The 26,701-nt window shown below is 68.8% G+C and carries 26 protein-coding genes; 11 read left to right on the plus strand and 15 right to left on the minus strand.

The genetic code is table 11. The features are described 5' to 3' along the window. The first annotated feature begins 62 nt into the window (after positions 1 to 62). The 6 genes from D6860_RS11780 (at position 63) to D6860_RS11805 (ending at position 5,767) form a co-directional block, all read left to right on the plus strand. Positions 63 to 1,226 (plus strand): M20 aminoacylase family protein, encoded by a 1,164-nt coding sequence (locus tag D6860_RS11780; protein WP_076624772.1) that lies wholly within the window; start codon positions 63 to 65, stop codon positions 1,224 to 1,226. Positions 1,227 to 1,283: 57 nt separating this feature from the next. Beyond that, the gene (gene speB / locus D6860_RS11785) at positions 1,284 to 2,252 is read left to right on the plus strand and encodes an agmatinase (RefSeq protein WP_076624771.1); all 969 of its coding nucleotides are present in this window, start codon (positions 1,284 to 1,286) and stop codon (positions 2,250 to 2,252) included. Positions 2,253 to 2,395: 143 nt separating this feature from the next. Then, positions 2,396 to 2,806, plus strand: a complete 411-nt coding sequence (locus D6860_RS11790; protein WP_017469535.1) for a DUF1499 domain-containing protein — start codon at positions 2,396 to 2,398, stop codon at positions 2,804 to 2,806. Positions 2,807 to 2,881: 75 nt separating this feature from the next. Continuing rightward, entirely contained in the window at positions 2,882 to 3,931 is a 1,050-nt protein-coding gene (gene prfA, locus D6860_RS11795) for a peptide chain release factor 1 (RefSeq protein ID WP_076624770.1), read from the plus strand. Continuing rightward, the gene (gene prmC, locus D6860_RS11800; RefSeq protein ID WP_076624769.1) at positions 3,928 to 4,800 is read left to right on the plus strand and encodes a peptide chain release factor N(5)-glutamine methyltransferase; all 873 of its coding nucleotides are present in this window, start codon (positions 3,928 to 3,930) and stop codon (positions 4,798 to 4,800) included. The genes prfA and prmC overlap by 4 nt, the downstream gene beginning before the upstream one ends. A gap of 223 nt (positions 4,801 to 5,023) precedes the next feature. Beyond that, the gene (locus tag D6860_RS11805; protein ID WP_076624768.1) at positions 5,024 to 5,767 is read left to right on the plus strand and encodes a DUF4167 domain-containing protein; all 744 of its coding nucleotides are present in this window, start codon (positions 5,024 to 5,026) and stop codon (positions 5,765 to 5,767) included. A gap of 101 nt (positions 5,768 to 5,868) precedes the next feature. Here D6860_RS11805 and rsmA read toward each other — a convergent pair whose 3' ends face one another. The 6 genes from rsmA to lptF form a co-directional block, all read right to left on the minus strand. Then, complete coding sequence (gene rsmA, locus D6860_RS11810) at positions 5,869 to 6,705, minus strand: 16S rRNA (adenine(1518)-N(6)/adenine(1519)-N(6))-dimethyltransferase RsmA (protein ID WP_076624767.1); 837 nt, start codon at positions 6,703 to 6,705, stop codon at positions 5,869 to 5,871. Between the two features lie 67 nt (positions 6,706 to 6,772). After that, positions 6,773 to 7,762 (minus strand): 4-hydroxythreonine-4-phosphate dehydrogenase PdxA, encoded by a 990-nt coding sequence (gene pdxA / locus D6860_RS11815; RefSeq protein WP_076624766.1) that lies wholly within the window; start codon positions 7,760 to 7,762, stop codon positions 6,773 to 6,775. Further along, the gene (locus D6860_RS11820) at positions 7,759 to 8,991 is read right to left on the minus strand and encodes a peptidylprolyl isomerase (protein WP_076624765.1); all 1,233 of its coding nucleotides are present in this window, start codon (positions 8,989 to 8,991) and stop codon (positions 7,759 to 7,761) included. Before D6860_RS11820 ends, pdxA begins: the two co-directional genes overlap by 4 nt. After that, entirely contained in the window at positions 8,982 to 11,168 is a 2,187-nt protein-coding gene (locus tag D6860_RS11825; RefSeq protein WP_076624764.1) for an LPS-assembly protein LptD, read from the minus strand. The genes D6860_RS11820 and D6860_RS11825 overlap by 10 nt, the downstream gene beginning before the upstream one ends. After that, complete coding sequence (lptG, locus tag D6860_RS11830; RefSeq protein ID WP_017467893.1) at positions 11,168 to 12,262, minus strand: LPS export ABC transporter permease LptG; 1,095 nt, start codon at positions 12,260 to 12,262, stop codon at positions 11,168 to 11,170. The genes D6860_RS11825 and lptG overlap by 1 nt, the downstream gene beginning before the upstream one ends. Beyond that, complete coding sequence (lptF, locus tag D6860_RS11835) at positions 12,259 to 13,380, minus strand: LPS export ABC transporter permease LptF (RefSeq protein ID WP_076624763.1); 1,122 nt, start codon at positions 13,378 to 13,380, stop codon at positions 12,259 to 12,261. The genes lptG and lptF overlap by 4 nt, the downstream gene beginning before the upstream one ends. Before the next feature lie 148 nt (positions 13,381 to 13,528). On the opposite strand from lptF, the gene D6860_RS11840 reads away from it, so the two are divergent. Then, a complete protein-coding gene (locus tag D6860_RS11840; protein ID WP_076624762.1) occupies positions 13,529 to 15,001 on the plus strand; it encodes a leucyl aminopeptidase in 1,473 nt (490 codons plus the stop codon). 28 nt (positions 15,002 to 15,029) lie between these two features. Further along, positions 15,030 to 15,488, plus strand: coding sequence for a DNA polymerase III subunit chi (locus tag D6860_RS11845; protein ID WP_076624761.1), 459 nt, complete (start codon positions 15,030 to 15,032; stop codon positions 15,486 to 15,488). A 175-nt stretch (positions 15,489 to 15,663) separates the two neighbouring features. On the opposite strand, the gene D6860_RS11850 is transcribed toward D6860_RS11845, so the two are convergent. The 3 genes from D6860_RS11850 to D6860_RS11860 form a co-directional block, all read right to left on the minus strand. Next, the gene (locus tag D6860_RS11850) at positions 15,664 to 16,245 is read right to left on the minus strand and encodes a retropepsin-like aspartic protease family protein (protein WP_076624760.1); all 582 of its coding nucleotides are present in this window, start codon (positions 16,243 to 16,245) and stop codon (positions 15,664 to 15,666) included. Positions 16,246 to 16,304: 59 nt separating this feature from the next. Next, on the minus strand, positions 16,305 to 16,925 hold the full coding sequence (locus tag D6860_RS11855; RefSeq protein WP_017469186.1) for a MarC family protein: 621 nt from the start codon (positions 16,923 to 16,925) through the stop codon (positions 16,305 to 16,307). A 122-nt stretch (positions 16,926 to 17,047) separates the two neighbouring features. Further along, entirely contained in the window at positions 17,048 to 18,916 is a 1,869-nt protein-coding gene (locus tag D6860_RS11860) for an ABC-F family ATP-binding cassette domain-containing protein (protein WP_076624759.1), read from the minus strand. Positions 18,917 to 19,129: 213 nt separating this feature from the next. Here D6860_RS11860 and ndk point away from each other — a divergent pair, with 213 nt between their 5' ends. Beyond that, positions 19,130 to 19,552: a nucleoside-diphosphate kinase gene (gene ndk, locus D6860_RS11865; protein ID WP_076625442.1), complete on the plus strand. Its 423-nt coding sequence runs from the start codon at positions 19,130 to 19,132 to the stop codon at positions 19,550 to 19,552. 78 nt (positions 19,553 to 19,630) lie between these two features. On the opposite strand, the gene D6860_RS11870 is transcribed toward ndk, so the two are convergent. Continuing rightward, the gene (locus D6860_RS11870; RefSeq protein WP_076624758.1) at positions 19,631 to 20,038 is read right to left on the minus strand and encodes a DUF4112 domain-containing protein; all 408 of its coding nucleotides are present in this window, start codon (positions 20,036 to 20,038) and stop codon (positions 19,631 to 19,633) included. Positions 20,039 to 20,043: 5 nt separating this feature from the next. After that, on the minus strand, positions 20,044 to 20,214 hold the full coding sequence (locus D6860_RS11875; RefSeq protein WP_076624757.1) for a YqaE/Pmp3 family membrane protein: 171 nt from the start codon (positions 20,212 to 20,214) through the stop codon (positions 20,044 to 20,046). A 202-nt stretch (positions 20,215 to 20,416) separates the two neighbouring features. On the opposite strand from D6860_RS11875, the gene D6860_RS11880 reads away from it, so the two are divergent. Then, positions 20,417 to 21,172 carry a heme-dependent oxidative N-demethylase family protein gene (locus D6860_RS11880; RefSeq protein WP_076624756.1) on the plus strand — a complete coding sequence of 252 codons (756 nt, stop codon included), beginning with the start codon at positions 20,417 to 20,419 and terminating at the stop codon, positions 21,170 to 21,172. Here the strand turns inward: D6860_RS11880 and D6860_RS11885 are convergent. The 4 genes from D6860_RS11885 to D6860_RS11900 all read right to left on the minus strand — a co-directional run bounded on the left by D6860_RS11885 (position 21,153) and on the right by D6860_RS11900 (position 24,897). Continuing rightward, positions 21,153 to 21,944, minus strand: a complete 792-nt coding sequence (locus D6860_RS11885; RefSeq protein ID WP_076624755.1) for a hypothetical protein — start codon at positions 21,942 to 21,944, stop codon at positions 21,153 to 21,155. The genes D6860_RS11880 and D6860_RS11885 overlap by 20 nt on opposite strands. A gap of 138 nt (positions 21,945 to 22,082) precedes the next feature. Further along, a complete protein-coding gene (locus D6860_RS11890; protein WP_076624754.1) occupies positions 22,083 to 22,895 on the minus strand; it encodes a lytic murein transglycosylase in 813 nt (270 codons plus the stop codon). Positions 22,896 to 23,095: 200 nt separating this feature from the next. Continuing rightward, on the minus strand, positions 23,096 to 24,502 hold the full coding sequence (glnA, locus tag D6860_RS11895) for a type I glutamate--ammonia ligase (protein WP_076624753.1): 1,407 nt from the start codon (positions 24,500 to 24,502) through the stop codon (positions 23,096 to 23,098). A 56-nt stretch (positions 24,503 to 24,558) separates the two neighbouring features. Beyond that, positions 24,559 to 24,897 carry a P-II family nitrogen regulator gene (locus D6860_RS11900; RefSeq protein ID WP_076625441.1) on the minus strand — a complete coding sequence of 113 codons (339 nt, stop codon included), beginning with the start codon at positions 24,895 to 24,897 and terminating at the stop codon, positions 24,559 to 24,561. A 174-nt stretch (positions 24,898 to 25,071) separates the two neighbouring features. Between D6860_RS11900 and D6860_RS11905 the strand changes: the two genes are divergently transcribed. After that, positions 25,072 to 26,685, plus strand: coding sequence for a bifunctional ADP-dependent NAD(P)H-hydrate dehydratase/NAD(P)H-hydrate epimerase (locus D6860_RS11905; protein WP_076624752.1), 1,614 nt, complete (start codon positions 25,072 to 25,074; stop codon positions 26,683 to 26,685). Positions 26,686 to 26,701 lie beyond the last annotated feature (16 nt).

Genomic DNA, 26,701 nt, shown 5'->3' on the forward strand with positions numbered 1-26,701 from the left:
GACTTCCCCCGCGTTTCGGTATTGGGTGCAGTCCTGCGACAAGTGCCCCCCGGAGTCCACCCATGCCCATCGTCAACCGCATCGCCGATTTCGCCGACGACATGAAAGCCTGGCGGCGTGCTCTGCACCGGCGTCCCGAGCTGAGCCTGGATTGCCACGTGACCGCGGCTTTCGTGGTGGAAAGGCTGCGCGAGTTCGGCATCACCGAGATCCACGAGGGCATCGCGACGAGCGGCGTGGTGGCGATCATCGAGGGGCAAGGGCCGGGCCCGATCACCGGGCTGCGTGCCGACATGGACGCGCTGCCGATGGAAGAGGAGACCGGGGCCGAGTATCGCTCGGAGGTGCCGGGTGCGATGCACGCCTGCGGCCACGACGGACACACGGCGATGCTGCTTGGCGCCGCACGCTACCTTGCCGAGACCCGCAACTTCGCGGGGCGGGTGGCGCTGATCTTCCAGCCTGCGGAAGAGACCATCGGCGGCGGCCGCATCATGGTCGAGGAGGGCATCATGGAGCGCTTCGGCATCGAGGAGGTCTATGCGCTGCATACCGATCCGTCGCGCCCGCTCGGAGAGTTCGCCACCCGCACCGGCCCGCTGATGGCCGCCGTCGACGACTTCGAGCTGCGGCTGACCGGTCGCGGTGGCCACGCGGCGCATCCCGACACCTGCATCGACCCGGTGCCCTGCGCGCTTGCGATCGGGCAGGCGCTGCAGACCGTGCCCTCGCGCAACACAGATCCGCTGCAGGCGCTGGTGGTGTCGCTGACCGTGGTGCAGACCGGCTCCGCCACCAACGTGATCCCCGAGACGGCCTATCTGGCGGGCACGGTGCGCAGCTTCAACCCGGCGATCGGCGACATGGCCGAGAAGCGCATCCGCGAGATCGTGGCGGGGCAGGCGATGTCCTACGACGTGACTGCCGAGCTGGACTACCAGCGCAACTACCCGCCGACGGTGAACCACGCGCGACAGACCGAGTTTGCCGTCTCGGTCGCGCGCGGCATCGTGCCGGTGGTGGACGACGAGACGGTGCCCTCGATGGGGGCCGAGGATTTCTCCTACATGCTCGAGGCCCGCCCCGGCGCGTTTCTCTACCTCGGGCAGGGGTTGGGACCGTTCTGCCATCACCCGAAATTCGACTTCAACGACGAGGCCGCCCCGATCGGTGCGAGCTTCTTCGCGCGGCTGGTCGAGACACGCCAGCCCCTCGACAAGCGGTAGGGCGGGCCATATTGCCCACCCTACGAGGCCACACGGCAGCATACCGGAGGACACAGCATGGCTCTTGAAGACGCCAAGACCCAGATCGACCACGCCTTCACCCGCGACGACCTGAAGGGGCCGAGCTTCGAAAACGTCTTCGGCGGTGCCGCCTCCTTCCTGCGACGGCGCTACACCAAGGAGCTTGCCGGTGCCGACATCGCGGTGACGGGTGTTCCCTTCGACCAGGCGGTGACCAACCGCACCGGCACCCGGCTGGGCCCGCGCGCGATCCGCGAAGCCTCGCTCCTGCAGCCGTGCGACGCGCCCTACGGCTGGGGCTACGACGTGCTGTCGGAGTTTGCCATCGCCGACTTCGGCGATCTCGCCTTCGACTATGCCAACGTGCCGGCGTTCCCGGAGACGCTCGAGCGGCACATCGCCGGCATCCTCGCCAGCGACACGGCCGCAGTGACACTTGGCGGGGATCATTCGATCACCCTGCCGATCCTCAAGGCCCACGCCGAGAAACATGGCCCGCTGTCGGTCATCCAGTTCGACGCGCACACCGACACCTGGGCCGATGACGACTTCGAGCGCATCGACCACGGCACCTTCATGTACAAGGCGGTGAAGCTCGGCTATGTCGACCCCGCCCGCTCGGTGCAGATCGGTATCCGCACCGACAACCCAGACACCCTGGGCTTCAACATTCTCGATGCGCGCGCCGTGCACCGGCAGGGCCCCGAGGCCATCGCCGCGCAGGCCCGCGAGATCGTCGGCGACAGCCCGGTCTACCTGACCTTCGACATCGACGCGCTCGACCCGGCCTTCGCGCCCGGCACCGGTACGCCGGTCTGGGGCGGGCTCACCTCGCACCAGGCGGCGGTGATGCTGCGCGAGCTGGCCGGGATCGACCTCAAGGGCGGCGACGTGGTCGAGGTCTCGCCCCCGTTCGACACCACCGGGGCCACCGCCATCGCGGCGGCGCATGTGGCGACCGAGCTGCTGTGCCTCTGGGGCTGGACCCGGCGCGGCGGCGCCTGACGGCCGGCTTGGGCGAAATCCCGCGAAAGCGGGCGGGCCGGCCTTTTCCCGCCGGCCAGAATCGTGTGAACAGGAGGAGGCCGGCCGATGGCGAGTCGCGAAAGACGGCCCGCCCGACGCCCCCAGCCGAAAGGACCTGAGAGTTGCGGATTTTCTTCTGGCTCGTTCTGCTCGCCGTGATCGGTGGCCTCGCCTGGATCAGGCTGGCCCCCTCGGATCCGGCGGTGTGGCATGTCGATCCCAAGGTGACCGCGGCGCAGGATCTCGCCGGCGGCGTGCGGCGGCGCATTCCCGGTGACGAGACGACCTTTGAAGCGCTGCACCGGATCATCCTCGAGACCCCGCGCACCGAGGTGCTGGCCGGGTCGCCCTCCGAGGGCCGGGTGACCTACATCACGCGCTCCATGTGGTTCGGCTTTCCCGACTACACCACCGTGCAACTCGAGGACGACGGTCTCGAGATCTATGGCCGCCTGCGTTTCGGCCAGTCCGACCAAGGCGTGAACCGGGCGCGGGTCGAAGGCTGGCTCGACCGGATCGGCGCCGCCGACTGACAGGCGCGATGGCGCATCGCGGGCCGGTTCGCGGGCACTTGACGCCTGAGCGGTTTCGGGAAAGACAGTTGCGCCATGATCCCGACCGACCGACTTTTGCAGATCCGCGCGCGTTTCGAGTTTCTCGAGGCGAAGATGGCCACGGGCGAGGGCGACATCGCCGCGCTCGGGCGTGAATATGCCGAGCTGAAGCCGGTGGTCGACCAGATCGCCGAGTGGGACCGGCTGCAGTCCGATCTCTCCGAAGCCGAGGCGATGCTCGACGATCCCGAGATGGCCGCGCTTGCCGAGGAGGAACTGCCGCTGTTGCGCGCGCGCCTCCCCGAGGCCGAGGCGGCGCTGCAGCTTTCCCTTCTTCCCCGCGATGCCGCCGACGCCCGGCCAGCCATCCTCGAGATCCGGCCCGGCACCGGCGGCGAGGAAGCGGCGCTCTTCGCCGGCGATCTTGCCCGGATGTACCAGCGCTACGCCGAGGCGCACGGTTGGCGCTGGGAGGTGATCGAGGAGCAGGCCACCGAGCTCGGCGGCCTCAAGGAGCTTGTCGTGCGCATCGAGGGCGAGAACGTCTTCGCGCGCCTCAAGTACGAAAGCGGCGTGCACCGGGTGCAACGGGTGCCCGAGACCGAATCCGGCGGCCGCATCCACACCTCCGCCGCCACCGTCGCGGTGCTGCCCGTGGCCGAGGCCGTCGACATCGACATCTCGCCGCAGGACGTGCGCATCGACACCATGCGCGCCTCGGGTGCCGGCGGTCAGCACGTGAACACCACCGACTCGGCAGTGCGCATCACCCACCTGCCGACCGGCCTCGTGGTCACCAGCTCGGAGAAATCGCAGCATCGCAACCGCGAGATCGCGATGAACGTCCTGCGCGCCCGGCTCTTCGACATGGAGCGCCAGAAGGCCGCCGACGCGCGCGCCTCGGATCGCAAGGCGCAGGTCGGCAGCGGCGACCGGTCCGAGCGCATCCGCACCTACAACTTCCCGCAGGGCCGCATGACCGACCACCGCATCGGCCTCACGCTCTACCGGCTCGAGCAGATCATGGGCGGCGACCTCGACGAGATCATCGACGCGCTCACCGCCGACGCGCAGGCCGCGCAGCTCGCCGAGATGGGCGCATGAGCGAAGCCCTTGCCACTGGCACGCCGAGCGCCTCGGTGGCGCTGGTCGCAGCCACGCGCCGGCTTGCTGAGGCCGGCATTCCCGATGCGGCGCGCGACGCGCGACGGCTGCTGGCCCATGCGCTTGACGTGCCACCCGCGCGGCTCACGCTCGTGTTGCCCGACCCCATGCCTGCCGACGCAAGCGTGGCGTTCGAGGCGCTGATCGCGCGCCGCGCCGCCCGCGAACCCGTCTCGCACCTCGTTGGCCATCGTGCCTTCTACGGTCGCGACTTCGAGGTGACATCGGATGTGCTCGACCCGCGCCCCGAGACCGAGACCCTCATCGAGACCGCGCTCTCCGGCCCCGTCACCCGCCTGCTCGACCTCGGCACCGGCTCGGGCTGCATCCTGCTGACCTTGCTCGCGGAACGCCCGGCGGCGACCGGCGTCGGAAGCGACCTCTCCGAGGCCGCGCTCGCCGTCGCCTGCCGGAATCGGGACGCTCTGGGTCTCTCCGACCGTGCGACGCTCTGCCGGGGCAGCTGGTACGAGGCGCTCGGTCCCGGGCAGGGTGGTTTCGACCTGATCATCTCGAATCCCCCCTATATCGCCCGTGACGAGATGGCCGGGCTTTCGCCCGAGGTGCGCGAGCACGAGCCGAGGATGGCGCTCACCGACGAGAGCGACGGGCTCGCCGCCTACCGCGCCATCGCGGCCGGCGCGGCGGCGCATCTCGCGCCCGGCGGGCGACTGCTGGTCGAGATCGGCCCGACCCAGGGCGCTGCGGTAAGCGCGCTCTTCGACCTGGCCGGGCTTTCCGAGGTGAGCGTGGTGCAGGATCTCGACGGGCGCGACCGTGTCGTGGGCGCGCGACTGCAAGCGCTTTGACGCCGCCCTGTGGCAAGACATCGCCAGTTTCTTTAGATTTATCTCGGTTTTTCCCTTGTTTCCGGGCGCCGAACGTGGTTTGTCGAAGGGGTCGGAGCGGTGGATGCCTCGCGGCGGTCCCGCCCGACGCCAACCCAACATTGATGTGACCTCACATTCTACCGCGCCCAGAGCGCTACACGGGTCACAGGGACAGTCAGACACAAGGCTGATAGCAGACAACATGCGATCCTCGAAATCACGCTCGCGGTCGAAGAGTAACCGCAACCGCAACTCGCTGGGCAACGTCGTCAACCGTGTGTTCGACAGCAGCGGCCCCGAGGGCAAGGTGCGCGGCACGCCGCAGCAGATCATCGACAAGTACAACCAACTGGCGCGCGATGCCTCGCTCGGCAACGACCGGGTGGCGATGGAGAACTTCCAGCAGCACGCCGAACACTACATGCGGATGCTGTCCGAAGCGCAGCGCGATGCGGACCAGCGTCGCGAACAGCAGGAACGCGAGAACCGCGAACGCCAGTCGCAGCGCGACAAGGAACGCGCCGAGCGCGAGGCGCAGAAGTCGTCCGACCGCGACGACAGCGGCTCCTCCGACAACAACTCCCAGTCGGGCAGCCAGGGCGGCGGCCAGCAGCAGGGCGGCGGCAAGCCGCGCGACGAGCAGCAGGCATCGTCGGACGAGCAGGGCCAGACCCGCAAGGATCCGCTCGGCAACGGCAACCAGGGCGACGACGTGATCGACATGGGCGAAAACGCCGATTCCGGCCTCGTCGAGACGCCGGAAAACCGCGAGACTCCTGCCGCCGAGGAAAAGCCCAAGAAGCCCCGTCGGACCCGGAAGAAAGCCGAGCCCGCGGCCGAGGGCGACCAGCCCCAGGGCGATGCGAAACCCGCACCGAAACCGCGGTCGCGGTCGCGCGCCAAGCCCAAGGATGACGCGCCGGCGCCGGATACCGCCGAGCAGTAGGGCTGGCTCTCAGCCGTGTGTGCGACATGAAAAGCGCCGCGCCCCGGATCTCCGGGCGCGGCGCTTCTCGTTTCAGGAAGGAATCTCCGAGAAGAAGCGTCTCAGGCCAGAACCCGCGCCAGCGCGCAGAACTTCTCGAGCGAGACCTGCTCCGCGCGCTCGGTGGGCGCGATGCCGGCGGCCTCGAGCTTTGCCTCGATGTCCGGCGCGAGCCCCTTCAGCGCCGCGCGCAGCATCTTGCGCCGCTGGTTGAAGGCCGCCGCCACCACCCGCTCGAGCACCTTGCGGTCGGCCGGAAAGCGCGGCTCGGGCAGAGCCTTCAGGTGCACCACCGCCGAGGAGACCTTGGGCGGCGGCGTGAACGCCCCCGGCGGCAGGCTCAGCGCGATGCGCACCTCGCAGCGCCACTGCGCGAGCACGGCGAGGCGCCCGTAAGCCTTTGATCCGGGCTGCGCCACGATCCGTTCGGCCACCTCGCGCTGAAACATCAGCGTCAGCGTGGTCCAGAACGGCGGCCAGTCCTCGGGGGTCAGCCAGCGCACCAGCAACTCGGTGCCGACGTTGTAGGGCAGGTTGGCGCAGACCGCGATCGGCGGGGTCAGATGCGCCAACGGATCGACCTCGAGCGCGTCGCCCGAGATCACCTCGAGCCGGTCGGGGTAGGCCGCCGCGATCTCCGAAAGCGCCGGCAGGCAGCGCGTGTCCTTCTCGATGGCCAGCACCTTGCGTGCGCCCTCGGCGAGCAGCCCGCGCGTGAGCCCGCCGGGCCCGGGCCCCACCTCGAGCACGTCCATGCCCGACAGGTCGCCCGCCTGCCGCGCGATCTTCGCCGTCAGGTTCAGGTCCAGCAGGAAGTTCTGGCCAAGGGATTTCTTCGCCGTCAGCCCGTGCGAGGCGATCACCTCGCGCAGGGGCGGCAGACCGTCGATCGCGCTCATGTCTTCTCTGGTTGAAAAATACCTCGGGGGAGTCCGCGCGTCCGCGCGGACGGGGGCAGCGCCCCCATCAGGCCGCCGTCCCGGCCATGCGCCACGCCATCCGCAACGCCTCGATGGTCGAGGTCGGGTTGGCGATGCCCTGTCCGGCGATGCCGAAGGCGGTGCCGTGATCGGGCGAGGTGCGCACGAAGGGCAGCCCGAGCGTCACGTTCACGCCCCGGTCGAAGGCCAGCGTCTTGATCGGGATCAGCGCCTGGTCGTGATACATCGCCACGGCGGCGTCGTAGCCGGCGCGGGCCTCGGCGTGGAACATCGTGTCGGCGGGCAGCGGGCCCGCCAGGTCCATCCCCTCGGCCCGAAGCCGGTCGAGCACCGGAGAGATCAGCTCGATCTCCTCGCGGCCCATGCGCCCGCCTTCGCCGGCGTGCGGGTTCAGCCCCGCCACCGCGATCCGCGGCTGCGCGATGCCGAACCGCGCGATCAGCGCGGCATGGGTGATGCGCAGGCGTTTCTCCAGCAGCTCCGCCGTCAGCGCCTGCGGCACCTCCGAGATCGGGATGTGGATCGTCGCCGGGACCACGCGGAGCTCGTCGGAGGCCAGCATCATCACCACCTCGTCGGCCCCCGCGAGCGCCTGCAGGTACTCGGTGTGGCCGGGGTAGGCAAAGCCAGCGCCCTCGGCCAGGGCCTGCTTCGAGATCGGCAGCGTGCAGAGCGCCGAGCAGGCGCCGTCCCGAACCAGCGAAACGCCACGCGCGATGGCCTCGATCACGCCTGCCGCCTGCGCCGGCTGCGGGGCTCCGGGCACGCGCGGGCCCGGCATCGGCAGCGGCAGCACCGGCAGCGCCTCGGTCATCACCGATGCGGCATCGGACGGGTCCGAGATCCAGCCGTGCGGCACACCGCCGGGCAGATGCGCCGGGTCGCCGATCCAGACGAAGGGCAATTCGCCGCGCAGGGCTGTCCAGGCGGCTTCGGCCACCTCCGGCCCGATGCCGGACGGCTCGCCGCAGCTCAGGGCAACGGGGGCGAGGGGGGCGCTTCCGACCGGGCTCATTTCTCGACGATGCGCGCGTTGGCCCGCAGCTGCGCGAGATAGCCCTCGGCCAGCGCGGTGACACGGCGGTTGCGCAGGCCCATCTCGACCTCCTGCCGGTCGGTGTCCTCGGCCACGGCGGTGGTGCGACCGCAAAGCATCAGGAAGACCAGCGTCTGCCCGTTGGCGCGGGTCAGCGCCGTGGAGACTTCGCCCGGGTCGAGCTTCGACAGCTCGTAGGCGACATCCGTGGGGATCTCGGACGGCGGCAGCGTGTCGCGCTGCAGCACGTCTTCGGGCTGGCCCTTGGCGATGCCGTAGAGATCGTCGCAGCGATCGACCTTCGAGGCGAGCACGCGGGCCTTGGCCAGCGTCTCCTGCGAGCGACCGCCGGGCATGTAGTAGGCGGCGTATTCCACGGCGGAAATCTCCGGCGCGGTATAGCCGGTTTCCTCGAGATCGCGCAGCTGGAACAGCGCGACCGCGCCCTGGATCGGGAGCGGATCGGTGACCTCGCCGGGCGCGAGCCCGATGATCAGCGGGCGCAGCTGCGGCGGCAGTTCGTTAATGTCGCGCCATGGCAGGCGGCCGCCGTCGCCCCGTGTCGAGGTCGCGGAATACTGCCGGGCGGCGGCCGAGAAGTCGGCGGTGGAGGTGTATTGCGAGATACGGTCGGCGCGCGCCCGCACCTCCTGCGCGTTCTCTGGCGTCACCGGCATGATGAGTTCCGACAGCAGCACCCGCACGTTCGAGGTTCCACCGGAGCCGGCGAGGGCGCGGTCGATCTCCTCGGGCGAGACCTGCGCGCGCGACACGAAACGCGCCTGGACCAGCGACCGCCAGGCGGTGCCGGCCCGCACGAAATCGCGGAAGGTCTCTTCGGCGACGCCGTTCTGCGCGAGCGCCGCGACGAACTGTTCGCGGTTCATGTCGGCGCGGCCGGCGAATTCCTCCATGCCATCGAGGATCTCTTCCTCGGTGGGCTCGATGCCGGCGTCACGGGCCGCCTGTAGCCGCAGCCGGTCGTCGATAAGCTGCTCGCGGGCCAGTTCCTCGGGGTTGCCGGGGGCGTTCAGCAGCGTGAGCATCCGCGTGCGCTGGTCGATCTCGTAGCCGGTGATCACCATCTCGTCGACCACGATCGCGGGCGCGAAGAGCCCCTGCGCCGGCGCGGCGCCGGGCAGCGCGGTCATCGCCAGCCCCGCGGCCAGGACGAGCGAACGGAAGAGGCGGGCAGAGGTCAGTTGCATGTGCGTCGATACTCCTTGGCGCTCGCGGCGGTGCCGAAGCCGGTCAGCGCGACCGTGAGGCCGTAATCCGTGGACGGTTCGAGGTTGGTCGAGGAGGCAAACTTGCGGGTCACCGAGAAATCCACCTGAACGCATTCATTGCGGTATTGCAGCCCCAGCCCGGTGCGGTCAAGCCGACGATCGGCGAGATCGTAGCGCCACTCCGCCGCGCCGGTCCAGTGACGGCTGAGACGGTAGCTGCCTTCGAAGCCCCACTCGGCCTGGCTCTCATCGCGGTCCTCGACCGGGTCCTCGACGAGCATGACGTAGGTCGCGGCAAGATCGACCCGTGGGTTGGCCCAGGCGGCGCGCGCCTCGGCCTTGTTGAACTGGCCGTCCTCGTCGAGCAGGCCACGCGCGGTGATGCTGAGCCCCAGCGGGTTGGCGAAACCGCCCGCGATCAGCCAGTCGGAGGTCTGGCTGTCGAGCCCGCTCGACCGCCCGAGGTCACTGTCCAGCTCGTCGCGCCAGACGCGGCCGACGGTAAGGCCCGCGGTCCAGCCGGCGGGGGCCTCGTGCAGCCAGCGCAGACCGGCGACCGCCAGCTCGCCGCGTTCACGCCTGTCCGAGGCCGGGAAACGCGACAGCGACAGCAGGTTGGCCTCGTCGAACTCGACCCTCGTGCTTTCGTCGTTCGGGATGTCGAGCCGTTCGCCGCCGACCCAGCCGTACTGCAGCACCGGCTCGACGAGATCGCGCACCCCGCCGGCGCCGCGTCGGACCAGCGGCCAGCGCAGCTCGACCGAGGCGGCGGGCGTCAGCTGCGACGCCGAGTTCTCCGACGTGGCGTCCTGCCGGACCTCGAAACGGTCCGCCCAGAGATAGCCGGTGATCCCCGCACGAATGCCGCCCGCCAGCGTCCAGCGGCGGCGCCAGCTGGCCTCTGCGCTGAGCCGGGCCATGTCGCGACCGTCGACGATGCTGTCGGCATCATCGCTGTCGTAGTCGAGATCGGACTGGCGGTAATGCGCGTGCATGATGGCGCCAAGGCGGAATTCGCCGCCGATGCGGTCGGGGTAGAACCGCCGCTCGTACATGGTGTTGACCATGACCGAGGGCTGCGTGTCGTTTTCCTCGGAGGCGAGCAGCGTCTCGTAGTAGGTCAGGTCGGCCTGCAGGAAGTCGTCGCGCCGGGCGCGGGTCAGCGTCAGCGCGCTCTCGAGCCGCTCGCTGGGCCCGTAGTCGTAGACGTTGAAATAGGCGTCGTCCGAGACCGTCTGGATATCGAAATCGAGCGTGAAATCGCCCTTGAGGCCGAATTCGCCCTCGATGAACAGGTAGCCCCGCGTGTCGTCGGGGCGCAGCGTGTCCTTGGTGACCGCGCCGTTAAGCTCGATCGTGCCATTGGAGAACGCCCGCCGGTAGCGCGCCTCCAGCGTGCGGGTCTCGGCCGAGACATAGGGCGTGAGCGTGATGTCCTGATGCTCGCCGAGCGGAATGAAATAGGGGATGCGGACCCCGGTACCGAGCAGCGTGGTGCTGCGGATCGACGGCGTCAGGAAGCCGCGCGCGCGGTCGAGCGACGGGTCGGGCAGTCGAAGCTGCGGCACCCAGAGGATCGGCACGTCGAGCACCCGGAACTGCGCGCCCTCGAAGTAGAGCTGGCGGGCCTCCTCGTCGTGGATCACCCGGTCGGCGCGGATCTGCCACAACGGCACCTCGTTCGCACCGCAGACCTGGCAGGAGGTCACGGCGACGCGGCTGAGCTGGGTGTAGCGGCCCTTGACCCGCTGGGCTTCGACGGCGGCAAGCTGCAGCTGGTCGTCCATGACCATGCGCGCGCCCTTGAGCAGCCCGTTGCGCAGCCCCTCGTCCATCTGCGCGGCATCGGCGAGCAGCAGGTTGCCGGTCTCGTCGGTGATGCGGATCGGGCCCTCGATCTGCAGCGTGCCGGCGTCCTGGTCGAAGACGATGCGTTCGGCGGTCAGGCGCAGGCCGTCGTGCAGCGCCTCGACGTTGCCGCTGGCGATGAGCCGCGCGCCGTTTTCGACGAAGACCGCGTCGGCCAGCAGCAGCGCAGGCTCGGTGCTCTCGTCGCCGGCATTGGCGGTGAGGGTCGTGGTCTGCGCGACAAGCGGCAGCGGCGCCGCGCCGAGCGCGAGAAGCGCGGCGACGCAGAGGTGGCGGGCAAGACGCATCAGCCGTCCTCCATCTGTAGTACCAGCCCGAGCGCCAGCAGCAGCGAAGCCACCGGCGGCGTCCAGGCCGCGAGGATCGGCGGAAGCTGGCCGTTCTCGCCCATGATCTGCGCGAAGTTGCGCACGTAGTAGAGGCCGAAGCCCAGCAGCACGGCGGCCAGCACGTATAGCCCCGTGCGGCCCAGCCGGGCCGGACGCATGGTGAAGCCCGCGGCCACGAGCACCATCGCGATGAGGAAGATCGGCCGCGCCAGCTCCATCTGGAACCAGACCTGGTGGCGGCGGGCGGAAAATCCGGCCTCTTCCAGCCCCGCGATAAAGGCTGGCAGATCCCAGATCGGGATGGCCGAAGGCTTGCCGAAACGGTCGCGGATGCCGTCCTGCGTGAGATCCGACTCGACCCTCAGTTCGGCGTGGGTGCGGGCGCCCGTCTCTGGGTTGATGCCGGTGCTCAGCGGCCACGCCTTGGCGTCATGCAGCACCCAGGCGCCGTCTTCGAGCTGCGCCTCGGCGGCTTCGATGCGCCGGATCGGTCCGCCGTCGGGTGCGTAGGCGATGAAGCTCACGTCGTAGAGCACCGTGGCATCGGGGTTGGCGCTGTCGGCGCGGATCACGGTCTGTCCGCGCGGTCCGCCCTGCCGCAGCCAGAGACCCTCGCGGCCGATCGACAGCACCGAGGCGCCGCCGCTCTCGTAGCTCTCCGACAGGTCCGACGCGCGCTTCGAGGTCGCCGCCACCAGCGGGTTCAGCATCGCCACGGTGATGCCGCTGATGACCAGCGCGACCATCACCGGTCCCATGAGCGCGGCCAGCCCCGACCGTCCGGCGGCGCGCACCACCACGAGCTCGGAGCTGCGCGCCAGCATCAGGAACAGCGAGGCGGTGGCAAGGATCATTACCAGCGGCAGGATCTCGTACATGCCCTCGGGCAGGCGCAGCAGCGTCACCTGCACGACTTGGCCGAAGCTCGCGTCGCCACCGAGCTGGCGCAGCTGCTCGACGAAATCCACGAGACCCATGAACAGCGCGAAGATCCCGAGGATCGACATGAACACCCAGAAGAAGCGCCGCGCGAAGTAGCGATGCAGGATCATGCGCCAGCCTCCGCCACGGGGTCGGCGTTTGCTCGCCGCGCCGGACGGAACGGGCGGGACGCCTGCCACAGCAGCAGGCAGGCGATGCCCAGCCCGCTGACGCTTGGCAGGTAGATCAACGGCCAGAGTGCGCCGTTCGCGCGCACCGGTCCGCCGACGACGCTCTCGATGATCTTTATGAGCACCAGCAGGAAGATCGCGCCCACGATCTGCCGCGTGACGCCGAACCGCGAGAAGCGGCTCGCCATCAGCGCGGCGTAACCGATGAGCGCGGCCACCACGCAGAGAAGCGGCAGCTCGAAGCGGGAATGGGCTTCCTCCAGCACCTCGCCGACGCTGTCGTTGACCTCTTCCGCGACCGCCTCGGTGTCGGTCAGCAGCTCCCACGTCGGCACCTGCCGCGCCCGCCGTCTCGGCGCATCGCCCGCGCTCACCAGCCCGCTGATGTCATAGGTGAGGTTGGTGAAATCCGTGGTCGAGAGGGTCTGGTCCTCGTAGCGCAGCGTCTGCGCGAGCCCGCTCTGCATCGTCAGCCGAGGCCCCTCGTCGTCGTTGAGCACGTAGGCGGTGGCGGCGGTGTAGGTCACAGCGCGCTCGGAATCGCGGCGGTCCGAGAGGTAGACGTCGCGCAGCTCGCCCTCGGGGGTGATCTCGCGGATGTAGAAGGTGACGCCGCGCGTCGGGTGCAGGAACGTGCCCTCGTGCAGCAGGCGGGCCGAGACGGACCCTGCGATCTGGCCCTCGCGGAGGCGCAGCTGGGCGATCGAGGCGGGCACCAGCACGTGGCTCAGCATCGCCATCATGGCGCCGATGAGGATGCCGAACACCAGCACCGGCCGCGCCAGCCGCCAGGGAGAGAGCCCGGTCGCCTTGAGCACCGTCATCTCGGATTCGTTCGACATCCGGTTGGTGACGTAGACAGCTGCCCCGAAGGCCGCCATCGGCAGCACGATGGCGATCACCGTAGGCAGGCTGAGCAGCGTGAATTCGAGGAAGATCCCCGCCGAATGGCCATCGGCGATCAGCTCGTCGAACAGGCTGACCGAGCGGTTCACCCAGTAGACCATGACAAGGACGAGGGCGAAAAACCCAAAGACCACCATGAGTTGCGACAGCATGTATCTGTCGAATCTCTGCACGTCCGCGTTTCCCCCAGATCCCGTGTTGCGCCTGACCGTAGACGATCGGTAATTGCGGGAAAAGGTGGCTCTGGTCAATGCCGCGCGGGGCCACTACCACTGGGGCGTCCGAGAACAGGAGAGCCTGATGACCGATCTGCGCGAGATCACCTTTGCCGAAACCGACCTCGATGCGCTGAAAGATGCCGAGGGCCGCGTCGCCGTCTTCGTGAATGGTGCGGGGCAGCTCGGGCGCGGTGCCCGTCGCCTGAACCGCCTGACGAAGGGCGCGCTCGCGCGGGCCGTGGCCGACGAGGGCTGGGAGGCGAAGGCGGCCGGCGACGTGGTCACGCTCGCCTATCCCGTCGGCATGGAGGCAGAAGCGGTCGACGTCGTCCGGCTCGAACGCCGCCCGACAGTGGCCGAGGCGCGCAAGGCAGGGGCCACACTGGCCCGCATCGCCGGCGGCAGCCCGCTCACCATCCTGGGTGAAACACTGCCGCGCCTGCCGCAGCTTCTGCTCGGGCTGTCGCTGCGCGGCTATGCCTTCACCGACCACAAGAGCGATAAGGGCAAGGCGCCCGCGCCGGCGCATGTGTTCTGCAGCAAACCCGACGAGACCGAGGCCGCCTGCAAGGAGGCGCTGGCACTGGCCGAGGGCGTGTTCTTCACCCGCGACCTCGTGAACGAGCCGGCCAACGTGCTCACCACGACCGAGTTCGCCGACCGGCTGGTCGCGCTGCGCGATCTCGGCGTCGAGGTCGAGGTGATCGAGGAAGACCGCCTCGCCGAACTCGGCATGAACGCGATGCTCTGCGTCGGGCAGGGCTCGAGCGCGCCGACAAAGATGGTGGTGATGCGCTGGAACGGTGGCTCGGGCGATCCGCTCGCGCTGGTCGGCAAGGGCGTGGTCTTCGACAGCGGCGGCATCTCGCTGAAGCCTTCGGTCGGCATGGAAGACATGACCATGGACATGGGCGGCGCCGGGGTCGTCTCGGGCGTCATGAAGGCACTGGCACAGCGCAAGGCGAAGGCCAACGTGGTGGGGCTCGTGGGCCTCGTCGAGAACATGCCCTCGGGCGAGGCGGTGCGCCCCGGCGACGTGGTCCGCTCGATGAAGGGCGACACCATCGAGGTGATCAACACCGACGCCGAGGGCCGGCTCGTGCTCTGCGACGTCCTGTGGTACGCGCAGGAACACGTGAAGCCCGCCGCCATGGTCGATCTCGCGACCCTCACCGGCGCCTGCGTCGTGGCGCTCGGGCACGAGAACGCGGCCGTCTTCTCCAATGACGACGGCTTCGCCGAGGCCTTCCTCAAGTCGGCCGGTAGCGAGGACGAAGGCGCCTGGCGGATGCCGATGGGCAAGGCCTACGACGACATGTTGAAATCGCCCATCGCCGACATGAAGAACATCGGTGGCCGGCCAGCGGGGTCGATCACCGCGGCGCAGTTCCTCTGCCGCTTCGTGCGTGACGACATGCCGTGGATCCACCTCGATATCGCCGGCGTCGCCAGTCGCAAGACCGATGGCCCCTTCGCGCCGAAGGGGGCCACCGGATGGGGCGTGCTGGCGCTCGACCGGCTGGTGCGCGACCGGTTCGAGACGAAAGAGGGCTGAGATGCGCAAGGCTCGCAGGGGCTGACCGATGGGCGCGGCCTTCTTCTACCACCTGACCCAGCGCCCGCTCGAGGCGACGCTGCCGGTGCTGCTTGAAAAGTCACTGGCGGCGGGCTGGCGCGTGGCGGTGCGCGGCGTCGACCGCGACCGCATGGAGTGGCTTGACCGCACGCTCTGGCAGGGCCCCGACGACGGCTTCCTGCCGCACGGGCTCGCGGGCGGCCCGCATGACGCGCTGCAGCCGGTGCTTCTGACCACCGACGCGGCGCTGCCCAACGATGCGGCCTGCCTGATGGCGGTGGACGGCGCGGGCGTCGTGCCCGAGGAGGTATCCGCGCTCGACCGGGTCTGCATCCTCTTCGACGGGCACGACCCGGCGGCGGTCGACGCCGCGCGCGGCCAGTGGCGGACCCTCACCAAGGCCGGTTGCGCCGCGCAATACTGGTCCGAGGAATCCGGCCGCTGGGAAAAGAAGGCCGAGGCCTGACCCGCGCCCGGGGCCCGCTACAGCCCACGCTCCACTGCGCCGCGGCCCGGTCTTCTTCTGGCCAGAAATATTCCCGGGGGTGCGGGGGCAGAGCCCCCGCCTCGGGCCGGCGCCACGGCGCCGGCAGCCTCTCGGGGGCGCAGGCCCACCACGGGCGGGAGCCAGGTTCGAGACGTCAGCGCTCCAGCACCATCTGCCCGTTGGTGATCTCGAGCCGGCTGAAGTTCTGGAGATAGCTCATCCCGAGCAGCGAGGTCTTCATCGCGCCCTCGTTCACGTAGGCGCGTACGTTGCGGTCGGTGAAGGGGCCGAGCGCGACCTCGTCAAGGCGCACCGGCGCGGTGCGCACCACGCCGTTGGCGGTGCTCGCCTCGCCCCGGTAAAGCAGCGCCGCGACGTCGAGCCCGGCGCGTTCCGCGTCGTGCCGGGTCAGCACCAGCCCCGAGGCACCGGTATCGACGACGAAGCGCGTGGGCACGCCGTTGAGATCGAGCGAGACGTAGTAGTGCCCGTCCGGCGCGCGCGGCAGTTCGACCCGGCCCTCCTCTGCGAAGACCGACTGCTGCGGCATCACGGTCTGGCGGATGTCGCCCCAGAGCCCGACCGCCGCGATCACCCCGAGGAAGATCAGCCCCCAGGCCGCGAGGTGCTGCAGCTTGCGGCCGAGGCCGCCGCGGTTGGCGATGAACATCCAGACCACCAGCACCGCGGCCAGCAGCCCGAGGTAGGCGAGATTTCCATAGTCGGTCGGGGACACCGGCGCACTCCGTTTGGGACGGGTCCAACATAGGCATCCGCGCCGCCGCTGAACAGGTCTCAGCCGAGCGCGCCGATGTTGCGCATCCCGTCGATGACGAACTGCACCGAGAGCGCGGCGAGCAGCATGCCCAGCAGCCGCGTGACGACCACAATGCCGGTGTGCCCGAGCGCGCGCTCGATGGGCCCTGCGGCGAGGAACAGCAGCAGCACCAGCAACAGGACCACCAGCAGCACGCCGAGGACGGCGGCAAGCTCGAGCGGGCCGGAGGTGCGCCCGGCGAGCAGGATCATCGTCGCGATGGCGCCGGGGCCGGCGATCAGCGGGATCGCGATCGGGAAGACCGACGGGTCGGGCAGGGCGTCGTCATCCTCGACCTTGTCCTCGCGGCGTTTCGAGCGGCGTTCGAAGAGCATGTCGAGCGCGGTGATGAACAGCAGGATACCACCGGCGATGCGGAAAGCGGGCATGGTGATGCCGATGAAGCCGAGCACAGCCTCGCCGAAAAAGGTGAAGAGCGTGAGCACGGCACCGGCGATGATGCAGGACCGCAGCGCCAGCCGGCGGCGATGGAGCGAATCCGCCCCCTGCGTCAGCGCGATGAAGATCGGCGTGAGGCCGATCGGATCGATCACCACGAAGAGCGTCGCGAAGGCGGAGATGAGCAGGGCGAGATCCATCGCCTACAAGGGGTAGGCAGCGGAGGCGCGGTTGTCCAGCTTTCCATGGGGGCTCTGCCCCCGTCCGCGCCTGCGCGCGGACTCCCCCGAGGGTATTTTTCCAACCGGAGAAGGGGGCGGGGTCAGGCGGTCTCGGCGGCCTCGAGTTTTTCCAGCGCCGCTTCCCAGAGCGCCTCGGCCCGGTGCAGGCCCTCCATGACCTCGGCGTATTTCTTGTTCCAGGTATCGAGTTCGCCGGCGCGGGTGTCTTCGTAGAGCGCGGGGTCGGCAAGCTTGGTGGCGAGCTTGGCGCGCATCTCCTCGATCTTTTCGACGCGGGCCTCGCACTTGCGGGCTTCGGCGCGCAGCGCGAGGATCGCGTCGCGCGACGGTTTCGCGGGCTTCGGGGCGGCGGCGCGAGCCTTTTCCTGCTTCTCGGATTTCGCGGGCTTCTCCTGCGTGAGCAGCATGTTGCGATAGGCCTCGAGGTCGTCGTCGTAGGGCCGCACGGAGCCGTCCTTGACCAGCCACAGACGGTCGGCGACCAGCGACAGGAGGTGCATGTCGTGGCTCACGAGGATCACCGCGCCGGAATACTCGGTCAGCGCCTCGACCAGCGCCTCGCGGCTCTCGATGTCGAGGTGGTTGGTGGGCTCGTCGAGGATAAGCATGTGCGGCGCGTCGAGCGTGGCGAGCAGCAGCGACAGCCGGGCCTTCTGGCCGCCGGACAGCCGGCCGACCTCGGTATCGGCCTGTTCGGCCATCAGCCCGAAGCCGGCGAGCCGGGCCCGCAGCTTCGCGGGCGGCGTGTCGGGGCGTTCGCGCTGGAGGTGCTGCAGCGGGCTTTCGTCGAGGTGCAGCTCGTCGACCTGATGCTGGGCGAAATAGCCGATGCGCAGTTTCGAGCTGCGGGTCATCCGGCCCTCGATCAACGGCAGCCGGTCGGCGAGCAGCTTCGACAGCGTCGACTTGCCCTGGCCGTTGCGGCCGAGCAGCGCGATGCGGTCGTCCTGGTCGATGCGCAGGTCGAGCTTCTTGAGCACCACGTGGTCGCCGTAGCCGGTGGCCCCGCCCTCGAGCGCGACGATGGGCGGCGACAGCTGGTCGGGCTGCGGGAAGGTGAAGACACGCTTGGCCGCGTCCTCGGGCGCGGTGATCGTGTCCATCCGGGCGATCATCTTGAGGCGGGCCTGCGCCTGTTTCGCCTTCGACGCCTTGGCCCGGAAGCGGTCCACGAAGCTTTGCAGGTGGGCCTTGCGCTCTTCCTGCTTCTTGGCGGCCGCCGCTTGCACGGCGCGGCGTTCGGCGCGGGTCCGGGCGAAGGTGTCGTAGCCGCCCTGGTAGAGCGTGAGCTGGCGGGCCTCGAGATGCAGGATCGCGCCGACGGCGCGGTTCAGCAGGCCGCGGTCGTGGCTGATGACGATCACCGTGTGCGGATACCGCGTGAGGTAGGTCTCGAGCCAGAGCGCCCCCTCGAGGTCGAGGTAGTTGGTGGGCTCGTCGAGCAGCAGCACGTCGGGCTGGGCGAAGAGCACGCCGGCGAGTGCCACGCGCATCCGCCAGCCGCCCGAGAAGTCGGAGCAGGGGCGCTTCTGCGCCGCCTCGTCGAAGCCGAGTCCCTTGAGGATCGCGGCGGCGCGGCCCTCGGCGGACCAGGCGTCGATGTCGGCGAGCCGGGTCTGCACCTCGGCGATGCGGTGGCCGTCGGTGGCGGTCTCGGCCTCGGCCATCAGCGCCGCGCGCTCGGTGTCGGCGGCCAGCACCGTCTCGATGAGCGACACGTCCGAGGCCGGCGCCTCCTGCGCGACGCCGCCGATGCGGGCGCGCTCGGGCAGGGTGATCTCGCCGCCGTCGAGGGTGAGCTCGCCGCGGATGAGCCGGAAGAGCGTGGTCTTGCCGGCGCCATTCGGACCCACGAGGCCGACCTTGTGGCCAGCGGGAATCACGGCCGAGGCGCCTTCGAACAGCGGTCGGCCTTCGATGGAAAAGGAGATGTCGTCGATCCTGAGCATGAGCGGGCTCTAGCAGAGGCCCCGGGGCGCGGAAATCCCCGAAATGGCGAACTTCGCGGGGAGGGCGAAAAATCTGCGCGAGCCGGGCCGGCTTTCGCCGGGACGGGCGGCGCGGCGGGGGCCTTCGGGCTTTCCAAACCGGCGGCCCCATGTTAACGCCCGACCCGGAACAGACCGGCCGGGCGTGGGCCCGGCCTTTCAATGGAGACCAACATGGCCGTCGAACGGACCCTTTCGATCATCAAGCCCGATGCCACGCGTCGCAACCTCACCGGCAAGATCAACGCCAAGTTCGAGGAAGCGGGTCTGCGCATCGTCGCCCAGAAGCGCATCCAGCTGACCAAGGCGCAGGCGGGCGAGTTCTACAAGGTGCACGCCGAGCGCCCCTTCTACGACGAACTCTGCGAGTTCATGGCGTCCGAGCCGGTCGTGGTGCAGGTGCTGGAAGGCGAAGGCGCCATCGCGAAGAACCGTGAAGTGATGGGCGCGACCAACCCGGCCGACGCGGCCGAGGGCACCATCCGCGCAGAGTTCGCCGAGTCCGTCGGCGAGAACTCGGTGCACGGCTCCGACGCGCCGGAAACCGCAGCCGAAGAGATCGCATTCTACTTCGCGGGCCTCGAGATCGTCGGCTGAGCCACGGCGCGAGCCTTGCAGACATGCGAAACGGGCGCCCCCTCGGGAGCGCCCGTTTTTCATTGGATCGAGCCGGTGTCAGGCGGCTTCGGCGCTGCGGTAGTTCGGCGGGGCAGCGGTGCCCGTGCCGGGACGGCTGTGCCGATCCTCGAGCCAGCGACGCAGCAGTGCCGCGTTCTTCGAGTTCGACTTGTAGCCGACGTCGAAGATGTCGCCGACGAGCGGCAGCAGGCCGATCACCCAGTCGACCCCGATGTTGCCTAGCATCTGCGCGACAAGCGGTTTCGGCGCCCCGATCTGGCGGGACTCATGCACGATCCAGAGGGCCGGGGCCAGCGCCAACGTGTCGCCGACACCCGGGATCAGGCCGATGATCGAGTCCCAGCCTAGCCGGATGCGGGTGAGGGGCAGGCGGAACGCACGGTCCATGCCGCGCGCCACGCGCTCGATGCGTTCGAGCCTGCGGAACGGATCCTGTGCGTTCATGGCGTTCACGCGGTCTGCGGTTCGCGGGCGATGATCCACACGGCGTGCACGATGCCGGGGATGTAGCCGAGAAGCGTCAGCAGGATGTTCAGCCAGAAGTGCTTGCCGAGACCGACCTGCAGGAACACGCCGAGCGGCGGCAGGAGGATGGCGGCGATGATGCGAATGAGGTCCATGGGGAGGTGTCTCCGTTGTCTCTGTGTTCGAAAAGGAAACGTGCGGAGCCTGCTTGGGGTTCCCTTGCGTGCTCGCGCGCTGTCGTTCATCCCGGGTCTTCCTGCCTTTGCGAAGGGCAGGAGGCAGGCGCGCACGTTCGCTTCGAGCCGGCTGGACGCGTATCCTGTTGCCGGGCAGCGAAGAGCGCGCTAGCCATTCCGCATGATCCTGCAAGAGACCCTGCCGTTCGACCTCGGGACCTCGCGTCCGCTGCCCAACATCGCGCCGATGCGGATGGAGGACTGGCTGCTAGCCGACGAATGCTACGCCGCGCAGGTGGCCGAGCGGGCGCGGCTTCTCCGGACTCGCCGAGAGGCGGTTCTGCAGCTCGACCAGGAAGCGATGCCGGCGGCGCAAGAGCTGCTCGAGACGGTGCTCGACAACCTGCCTGACGGCTTCGCGCGCGACGGCGAGCGCGTGACGAGGCCTGACGGCGAGGTGGTGACGCTCGACCGGTCGGACCCTCTGGGAACGCTGGGGCATCTCGTGCAGGAAGACCTCTGCCTGCTGGAAAAACGCCCCGGCTCGGACGAGCACGTTCTGACCGGCGCGGTGCTCTGTTTCCCGGCGGGCTGGCGACTGGCGCAGAAGATGATGCGGCCGCTGACGGCGATCCACATTCCCATCCCCGAGTATGACGAGATGCTCGCGCGCAGGGTGCAACGGTTGTTCGACGGCGTGCAGCCGGGGCGGGCGCTGATGCGGTTCAACCGGCTCTGGTACGATGACCCGGTGCTGTTCCAGCCGGGGCCGCGACGCGACAACGATGACCGCAGCGACCCGACGACGGCGCCCTATTTCCGCTCTGAGCGGCAATGTCTCGTGAGACTGCCGCAGACCCGGGCGGTGGTGTTCTCGATCCACACGTATCTGCTTGCCCGTGAACGGGCGCTCGCGCTCAGTTCAGCAGAACAGTGACGACCCCAGGCATGGCGCTGGCCATCGGTGTCTGCTGCAGCCCCGCAAGGATGACGCAAAAGGTCAGCACCAGCGTTGCGAGGCGGAAATCCATGCCACGCAGAACGCCGATGATCGCAAGGCTAGCGGCGAGCGGTACGGACATCACCGCCATCAGGCCGGTGATGACCCATGCGGCGAGGCGCAGCCGGCGTTCCGAAGGCGATTGTTCAGCGGTCTTTCCGCGAAGGCGCTGGACCGCGCGAGCTAGTGCGGGGACGCCGGCGCGGCGCGACCGGTCCCGGGGCTGGGCTGCGGCGCCGCGCGATTGCGTGTTGGCGCCGCTTTCCGACGTCTCTCCGGTGTCGCAATCGACGGGCATGACTGGCTGGCGCCGGGGCGAGAGGTGGCCATGCAGCGAGATGAAGTCGCGCGGTGCGATGCGCGATGACGGAGAAAACCACTCGATCTCGGCCACCTTGGTCGTATCAAGCAGGCTCAGCACGGTTTCGGCAAGGATGAGGGGAATGCGGTCGTCATCGGGCAGCGGGCCGCCACGGGTGATGATCTTGACCAGTGCCGGTGCTCCGGCTTCCTCGGGGGCCTGCACGGAGATGCCGAGGGTGTCGGCCATGACGGCCGGCCGGCGGGTGGAGCGGCGCAGAGGGGAGCCCGAGGCGTTGTCGTGGCGTTCCAGCGCCGAAAGCGCAGCCGAAATCGCATAGTCGATGTCGAACGTGTCGGGTTTCTCGAGAAACAGCCCGGCATAGGCGGCGTTGCCACGGGTGACCATTCGTGCGTTCTCCTCCCAACTGCGAGACGTGCTTGCTCGGGACAGGAATTAACCACGAATGCGGCATCACCGTGCCGCTGCAGGGGAAATCTCGTGATCGGCTCCGGGCAAATGCCGGAGCCGACCGCCAGGTATCGCTCAGCCGTCGATCTCGGCAGCGACCAGCGCGATGGCCTTCTGGTAGACCGTCGCCGCGTTCCACTCGTTCAGCACGCGGAAGTTCGCGGTGCCCTCCTGGTAGGGCTGACCGGGGCGCCAGCCCTTCTGGCGCAGGTAGTTGGCGGTCGAGGCCAGCGCATCTGCCTGGTTGTAGAAGTCGACGCGGCCGTCACCGTTGCCGTCGGCACCGTAGCGCAGGGCATTGCCGGGCAGGAACTGCGTGTGTCCGAGCTCGCCATGGAACGCGCCCTTCTGCGAGGGCGAGAGCATCCCGCGGTCGACCATCTTGAGTGCCGCGATGGCATGCGGCGTGAAGAACGACGAGCGGCGGCAGTCATAGGCCACGGTCGAGATCGACGACACGACCGGCACGCTGCCCATGGTGCGGCCAAAGCCGGTTTCCATGCCGTGAATGGCCAGCAGGATGCCGGCCGGCACGCCGTAGCGCTGTTCCAGCGAGTTGTAGAACCCGGGGTTCTGGTTCAGCCGCTTGCGCGCGGTCGCGGCAAAGCCGTCGACCGATCCGAGGCGGATGCGGATGAAGTCGTTCAGCGAATACTTTACGCCCTTCTGCGACCGGTCGGCCTTGATCGTGCCGGTCGAATACTGGGCGTTCATCAGTGCGTCGATGCCGCGCTGGCCGACGCCCGCACGTTGCGCCTCGGCGGCGAACTCCTGTTTCCAGGCGTTGAAGCCGTTGGCGTTGTTGCCGCAGCTGGCGGCCTGGACGGCGCTGGCAGCGGTCACCGCGAGGGTTGCGGCGGCGGTCAGTCTGAAGAGCAGGCGGGACATTTGGTCGTTCTCCGGAAGTCAATTGATCGCATCCGACGGTAGCCCGGCCCGATTCATGGGCAAATAAAAAACGTCGGAGCCTTGCCTCGGGAAGCGTGAGATTGCCGATCCCCGAGTCCTGGTGCCGCCACCTAACCGAAAACGAAAAAGGGGCACCCGCGATGGGTGCCCCTCGAATTTGCCTGATGTCCGTTGCCGGATCAGCAGCTGTAGTAGAGGCCGTACTCGACGGGGTGCGGCGTGTGCTCGTAAGCCTGAACCTCTTCCATCTTGAGCTCGATGTAGCCCTCGATCTGGCTCTTGGTGAACACGTCGCCTGCCAGCAGGAACTCGTGATCGGCAGCCAGGGCGTCGAGTGCTTCGCGCAGCGAACCACAGACGGTCGGGATGTCGGCCAGCTCCTCGGGGGGCAGGTCGTAGAGGTTCTTGTCCATGGCTTCGCCCGGATCGATCTTGTTCTTGATGCCGTCGAGGCCGGCCATCATGAGCGCCGAGAAGCACAGGTAGGGGTTCGCCGACGGGTCGGGGAAGCGGGCCTCGACGCGCTTTGCCTTGGGCGACTCGGTCCACGGGATCCGGACGCAGCCCGAGCGGTTGCGTGCCGAGTAGGCGCGCAGAACCGGGGCTTCGAAGCCGGGGATCAGGCGCTTGTAGGAGTTGGTGGACGGGTTGGTGAAGGCGTTGAGCGTCTTCGCGTGCTTCAGGATGCCGCCGATGAAGTACAGCGCTTCCTGCGACAGGTCCGCGTACTTGTCGCCCGCGAAGAGCGGCTTGCCGTCCTTCCAGATCGACATGTTCACGTGCATGCCCGAGCCGTTGTCGCCGGCGATCGGCTTCGGCATGAAGGTTGCCGAGCGGCCGTAGGCCTGTGCCACGTTGTGCACGATGTACTTGTACTTCTGCAGCTCGTCGGCCTGCTTGGTCAGCGTGCCGAAGATCAGGCCCAGCTCGTGCTGCGAGGTCGCAACTTCGTGGTGGTGCTTGTCGACCTTCATGCCGATGCGCTTCATGGTCGAGAGCATCTCGGAACGGATGTCCTGGCCGTCATCGGACGGGTTCACCGGGAAGTAGCCGCCCTTGTAGGTCGGACGGTGGCCGAGGTTGCCCATCTCGAAGTCGCTGTCGGTGTTCCACGCGGCGTGGTCGGCATCGATCTCGAAGGACACCTTGTTCGGTGCGACGGAGTACTTCACGTCGTCGAACAGGAAGAATTCCGCTTCCGGGCCCATGTAGCATGCGTCGCCGATGCCCGAGGACTTCAGGTACGCTTCGCACTTCTGCGCGGTGCCGCGCGGATCGCGGTCATAGGCTTCGCCGGTGTCCGGCTCTGCGATCGAGCAGTGCACGCAGAGCGTCTTCTCGGCGTAGAACGGGTCGATGTAGACGCTGTCCAGGTCGAAGACCAGTTTCATGTCGGACGCTTCGATCGACTTCCAGCCCGCGATGGAGGAGCCGTCGAACATGAAGCCCTCTTCGAGGAAATCCTCGTCGACCTCGTCGGCGATGACGGTCACGTGCTGAAGCTTGCCGCGCGGGTCGGTAAAGCGGACGTCGAGGTACGCGACCTCCTCGTCCTTCATCAGCTTGATGACATCCTTGGTGCTCATTCCCATCTTCCCTTTCGTTTAATTTTTGGGGTCCGGTGTTTGATAAAAACGGACGCTTAGAGCGCGTCCGAGCCGGATTCGCCGGTGCGGATCCGGATGGCCTGTTCCACGGGGCTCACGAAGATCTTGCCGTCGCCGATCTTGTCGGTCTTGGCAGCGGAGATGATCGCCTCGACGGCGGCATCCACCAGATCGTCATCGAGGACGACCTCGATCTTCACCTTGGGGAGGAAATCGACCACGTATTCCGCGCCGCGATACAGCTCGGTGTGTCCCTTCTGACGCCCGAAGCCCTTAACCTCGAGGACGGAAAGGCCCTGAATGCCTGCATCCTGAAGCGCTTCCTTGACCTCGTCGAGCTTGAAGGGCTTGATGATCGCCTCGACCTTTTTCATGGTCTGTCTCTCCTCGTATTCCCGTGTCGGACCCTGCCAGATCATTTCTGTCGGGTGGTCACAATCTGATAGCGGACAGGGACAGGCGGTGCCTAGGGCGATTCTCGGGTTCGGCGCATTTTTTGTGCGGTGCGCCCTCGAAATGGGCAAAATGAAAACTTGCAGGAGAACGGAATGGCAGAGCTTCTGACGGCAGCGCAGATGCGCGCGATCGAAGAGGCGGCGATCACCTCGGGCGAGGTCTCCGGGCTTGAGCTGATGGAGCGGGCCGGAGCGGGCGTCGTCGATGCGGTGCTCGAGACCTGGCCCGATCTTGGCGGCGGGGCGCCCAAGGCGGTCGTCCTCTGCGGGCCGGGCAACAACGGCGGCGACGGCTTCGTCATCGCCCGGCGCCTGCACGAGCGCGGCTGGACGGTCGAGGTGTGGCTCTACGGCGATCCGGCGCGGCTGCCGCCCGATGCGCGCACCAACTACGAGCGCTGGCGCGAGCTGGGGCCGGTGCGGCCCTACCGCGACGAGGGGCCAGGGGCGTTCTGGCTCGAGCCGTCGGACTATCGCGAGGACACGGTGCTGTTCGACGCGCTGTTCGGCACCGGGCTCACGCGGCCGGTCGAGGCGTTCAACGCGGTCGGCTGGGCAACGCAACTGTCGGAATGGCGCCTGCCCGAAGAGATGCGGCGCGGCGCCTACCCGGCGGTGCGGGTGGTCGCGGTGGACCTGCCGAGCGGGCTCTGCGCGGATTCGGGGCGCCGGCTGCAGAGCGATCCGCCGCCGGGCGATGTCGAGGAGATCGTGGCCGACCTCACGGTGACCTTTCACGCCCGCAAGCTCGGCCATGTCCTGGCCGAGGGGCCGTCGTTCTGCGGCAGGGTGGTCGTGGCCCCGATCGGGCTCGAGCCGCGCCGCCGCGCGCTCGGCGGGCGCGAACAGCGGGTGACGGAGGTGACCGCGCCGGCCGGGCTCGACAAGGCCGCCTCCGCCCACAAATACGCCCACGGTCACGCGCTGGTGGTCAGCGGCGGGTTCGGGCGCACCGGCGCCGCGCGGCTCGCGGCCCGGGCGGCGCTGCGGGTAGGCGCGGGGCTGGTCACGCTTGCCGCGCCCGGGGCCGCGCAGATGGAGATTGCCGGCCAGATCACCGCGCTGATGCTGCGGCGGGCCGAGAGCGGCGACGAACTGGCGGGCCTGCTCGAAGATCCCCGGCTGACCGCGCTCTGTCTTGGGCCCGGCCTCGGGCTCGAGCGAGCGCGGGATCTCGTGCCGCCGGCACTCGAGGCGTCGCGCGGCACCGTGCTTGATGCGGATGCGCTGACGGCCTTCGAGGACGCGCCCGAGGAGCTTTTCGGGATGCTGCACGAGGCCTGCGTGCTGACGCCGCACGCCGGCGAATTCGCGCGGCTCTTCCCCGATCTCGCGGAGCGGCTGAAGCAGCCGGCGGTCAGCGGCCCCGCGGCGTCGCGCGTCGACGTGACCCGCGAGGCGGCGCGACGGGCGGGCTGCGTGGTGCTGCTCAAGGGGCCCGACACGGTGATTGCGGCGCCGGACGGACAAAGCGCGCTGAACGCGGGCGTGGGACCACGTGCCGCGCCATGGCTGGCGACCGCCGGCGCCGGAGACGTCCTTGGCGGATTGGTCTGCGGGTTGATGGCGCGTGGGTTCACGGCCTTCGACGCGGCCTGCGCCGGCGCCTGGCTGCACGTCGAGGCAGCGCGAGCCTTCGGGCCGGGGCTCATCGCCGAGGATCTGCCCGAGGCGCTGCCGCAGGTGCTGAGGCAGCTCGGGGCGTGATGCAGGTAGGGTGGGC

It is taken from the genome of Salipiger sp. D13 (genome assembly GCF_003703915.1).
Taxonomy (GTDB): Bacteria; Pseudomonadota; Alphaproteobacteria; order Rhodobacterales; family Rhodobacteraceae; genus Salipiger; species Salipiger profundus.

Bases quoted from the DNA above. Each gene is read 5' to 3' on its own strand.
- D6860_RS11870 (WP_076624758.1), bottom strand. From the start codon at position 20,038: ATGAACGCACAGGATCCGTTCCGCAGGCTCGAACGCATCGAGCGCGTG.
- D6860_RS11880 (WP_076624756.1), top strand. From the start codon at position 20,417: ATGATCCTGCAAGAGACCCTGCCGTTCGACCTCGGGACCTCGCGTCCG.
- D6860_RS11820 (WP_076624765.1), bottom strand. From the start codon at position 8,991: ATGCAACTGACCTCTGCCCGCCTCTTCCGTTCGCTCGTCCTGGCCGCG.
- D6860_RS11860 (WP_076624759.1), bottom strand. From the start codon at position 18,916: ATGCTCAGGATCGACGACATCTCCTTTTCCATCGAAGGCCGACCGCTG.
- D6860_RS11825 (WP_076624764.1), bottom strand. From the start codon at position 11,168: ATGCGTCTTGCCCGCCACCTCTGCGTCGCCGCGCTTCTCGCGCTCGGC.
- D6860_RS11900 (WP_076625441.1), bottom strand. From the start codon at position 24,897: ATGAAAAAGGTCGAGGCGATCATCAAGCCCTTCAAGCTCGACGAGGTC.
- lptF (WP_076624763.1), bottom strand. From the start codon at position 13,380: ATGCTGTCGCAACTCATGGTGGTCTTTGGGTTTTTCGCCCTCGTCCTT.
- prmC (WP_076624769.1), top strand. From the start codon at position 3,928: ATGAGCGAAGCCCTTGCCACTGGCACGCCGAGCGCCTCGGTGGCGCTG.
- D6860_RS11840 (WP_076624762.1), top strand. From the start codon at position 13,529: ATGACCGATCTGCGCGAGATCACCTTTGCCGAAACCGACCTCGATGCG.
- D6860_RS11890 (WP_076624754.1), bottom strand. From the start codon at position 22,895: ATGTCCCGCCTGCTCTTCAGACTGACCGCCGCCGCAACCCTCGCGGTG.
- rsmA (WP_076624767.1), bottom strand. From the start codon at position 6,705: ATGAGCGCGATCGACGGTCTGCCGCCCCTGCGCGAGGTGATCGCCTCG.
- D6860_RS11885 (WP_076624755.1), bottom strand. From the start codon at position 21,944: ATGGTCACCCGTGGCAACGCCGCCTATGCCGGGCTGTTTCTCGAGAAA.
- speB (WP_076624771.1), top strand. From the start codon at position 1,284: ATGGCTCTTGAAGACGCCAAGACCCAGATCGACCACGCCTTCACCCGC.
- lptG (WP_017467893.1), bottom strand. From the start codon at position 12,262: ATGATCCTGCATCGCTACTTCGCGCGGCGCTTCTTCTGGGTGTTCATG.
- pdxA (WP_076624766.1), bottom strand. From the start codon at position 7,762: ATGAGCCCGGTCGGAAGCGCCCCCCTCGCCCCCGTTGCCCTGAGCTGC.
- prfA (WP_076624770.1), top strand. From the start codon at position 2,882: ATGATCCCGACCGACCGACTTTTGCAGATCCGCGCGCGTTTCGAGTTT.
- ndk (WP_076625442.1), top strand. From the start codon at position 19,130: ATGGCCGTCGAACGGACCCTTTCGATCATCAAGCCCGATGCCACGCGT.
- D6860_RS11855 (WP_017469186.1), bottom strand. From the start codon at position 16,925: ATGGATCTCGCCCTGCTCATCTCCGCCTTCGCGACGCTCTTCGTGGTG.
- D6860_RS11780 (WP_076624772.1), top strand. From the start codon at position 63: ATGCCCATCGTCAACCGCATCGCCGATTTCGCCGACGACATGAAAGCC.
- glnA (WP_076624753.1), bottom strand. From the start codon at position 24,502: ATGAGCACCAAGGATGTCATCAAGCTGATGAAGGACGAGGAGGTCGCG.
- D6860_RS11845 (WP_076624761.1), top strand. From the start codon at position 15,030: ATGGGCGCGGCCTTCTTCTACCACCTGACCCAGCGCCCGCTCGAGGCG.
- D6860_RS11875 (WP_076624757.1), bottom strand. From the start codon at position 20,214: ATGGACCTCATTCGCATCATCGCCGCCATCCTCCTGCCGCCGCTCGGC.
- D6860_RS11805 (WP_076624768.1), top strand. From the start codon at position 5,024: ATGCGATCCTCGAAATCACGCTCGCGGTCGAAGAGTAACCGCAACCGC.
- D6860_RS11905 (WP_076624752.1), top strand. From the start codon at position 25,072: ATGGCAGAGCTTCTGACGGCAGCGCAGATGCGCGCGATCGAAGAGGCG.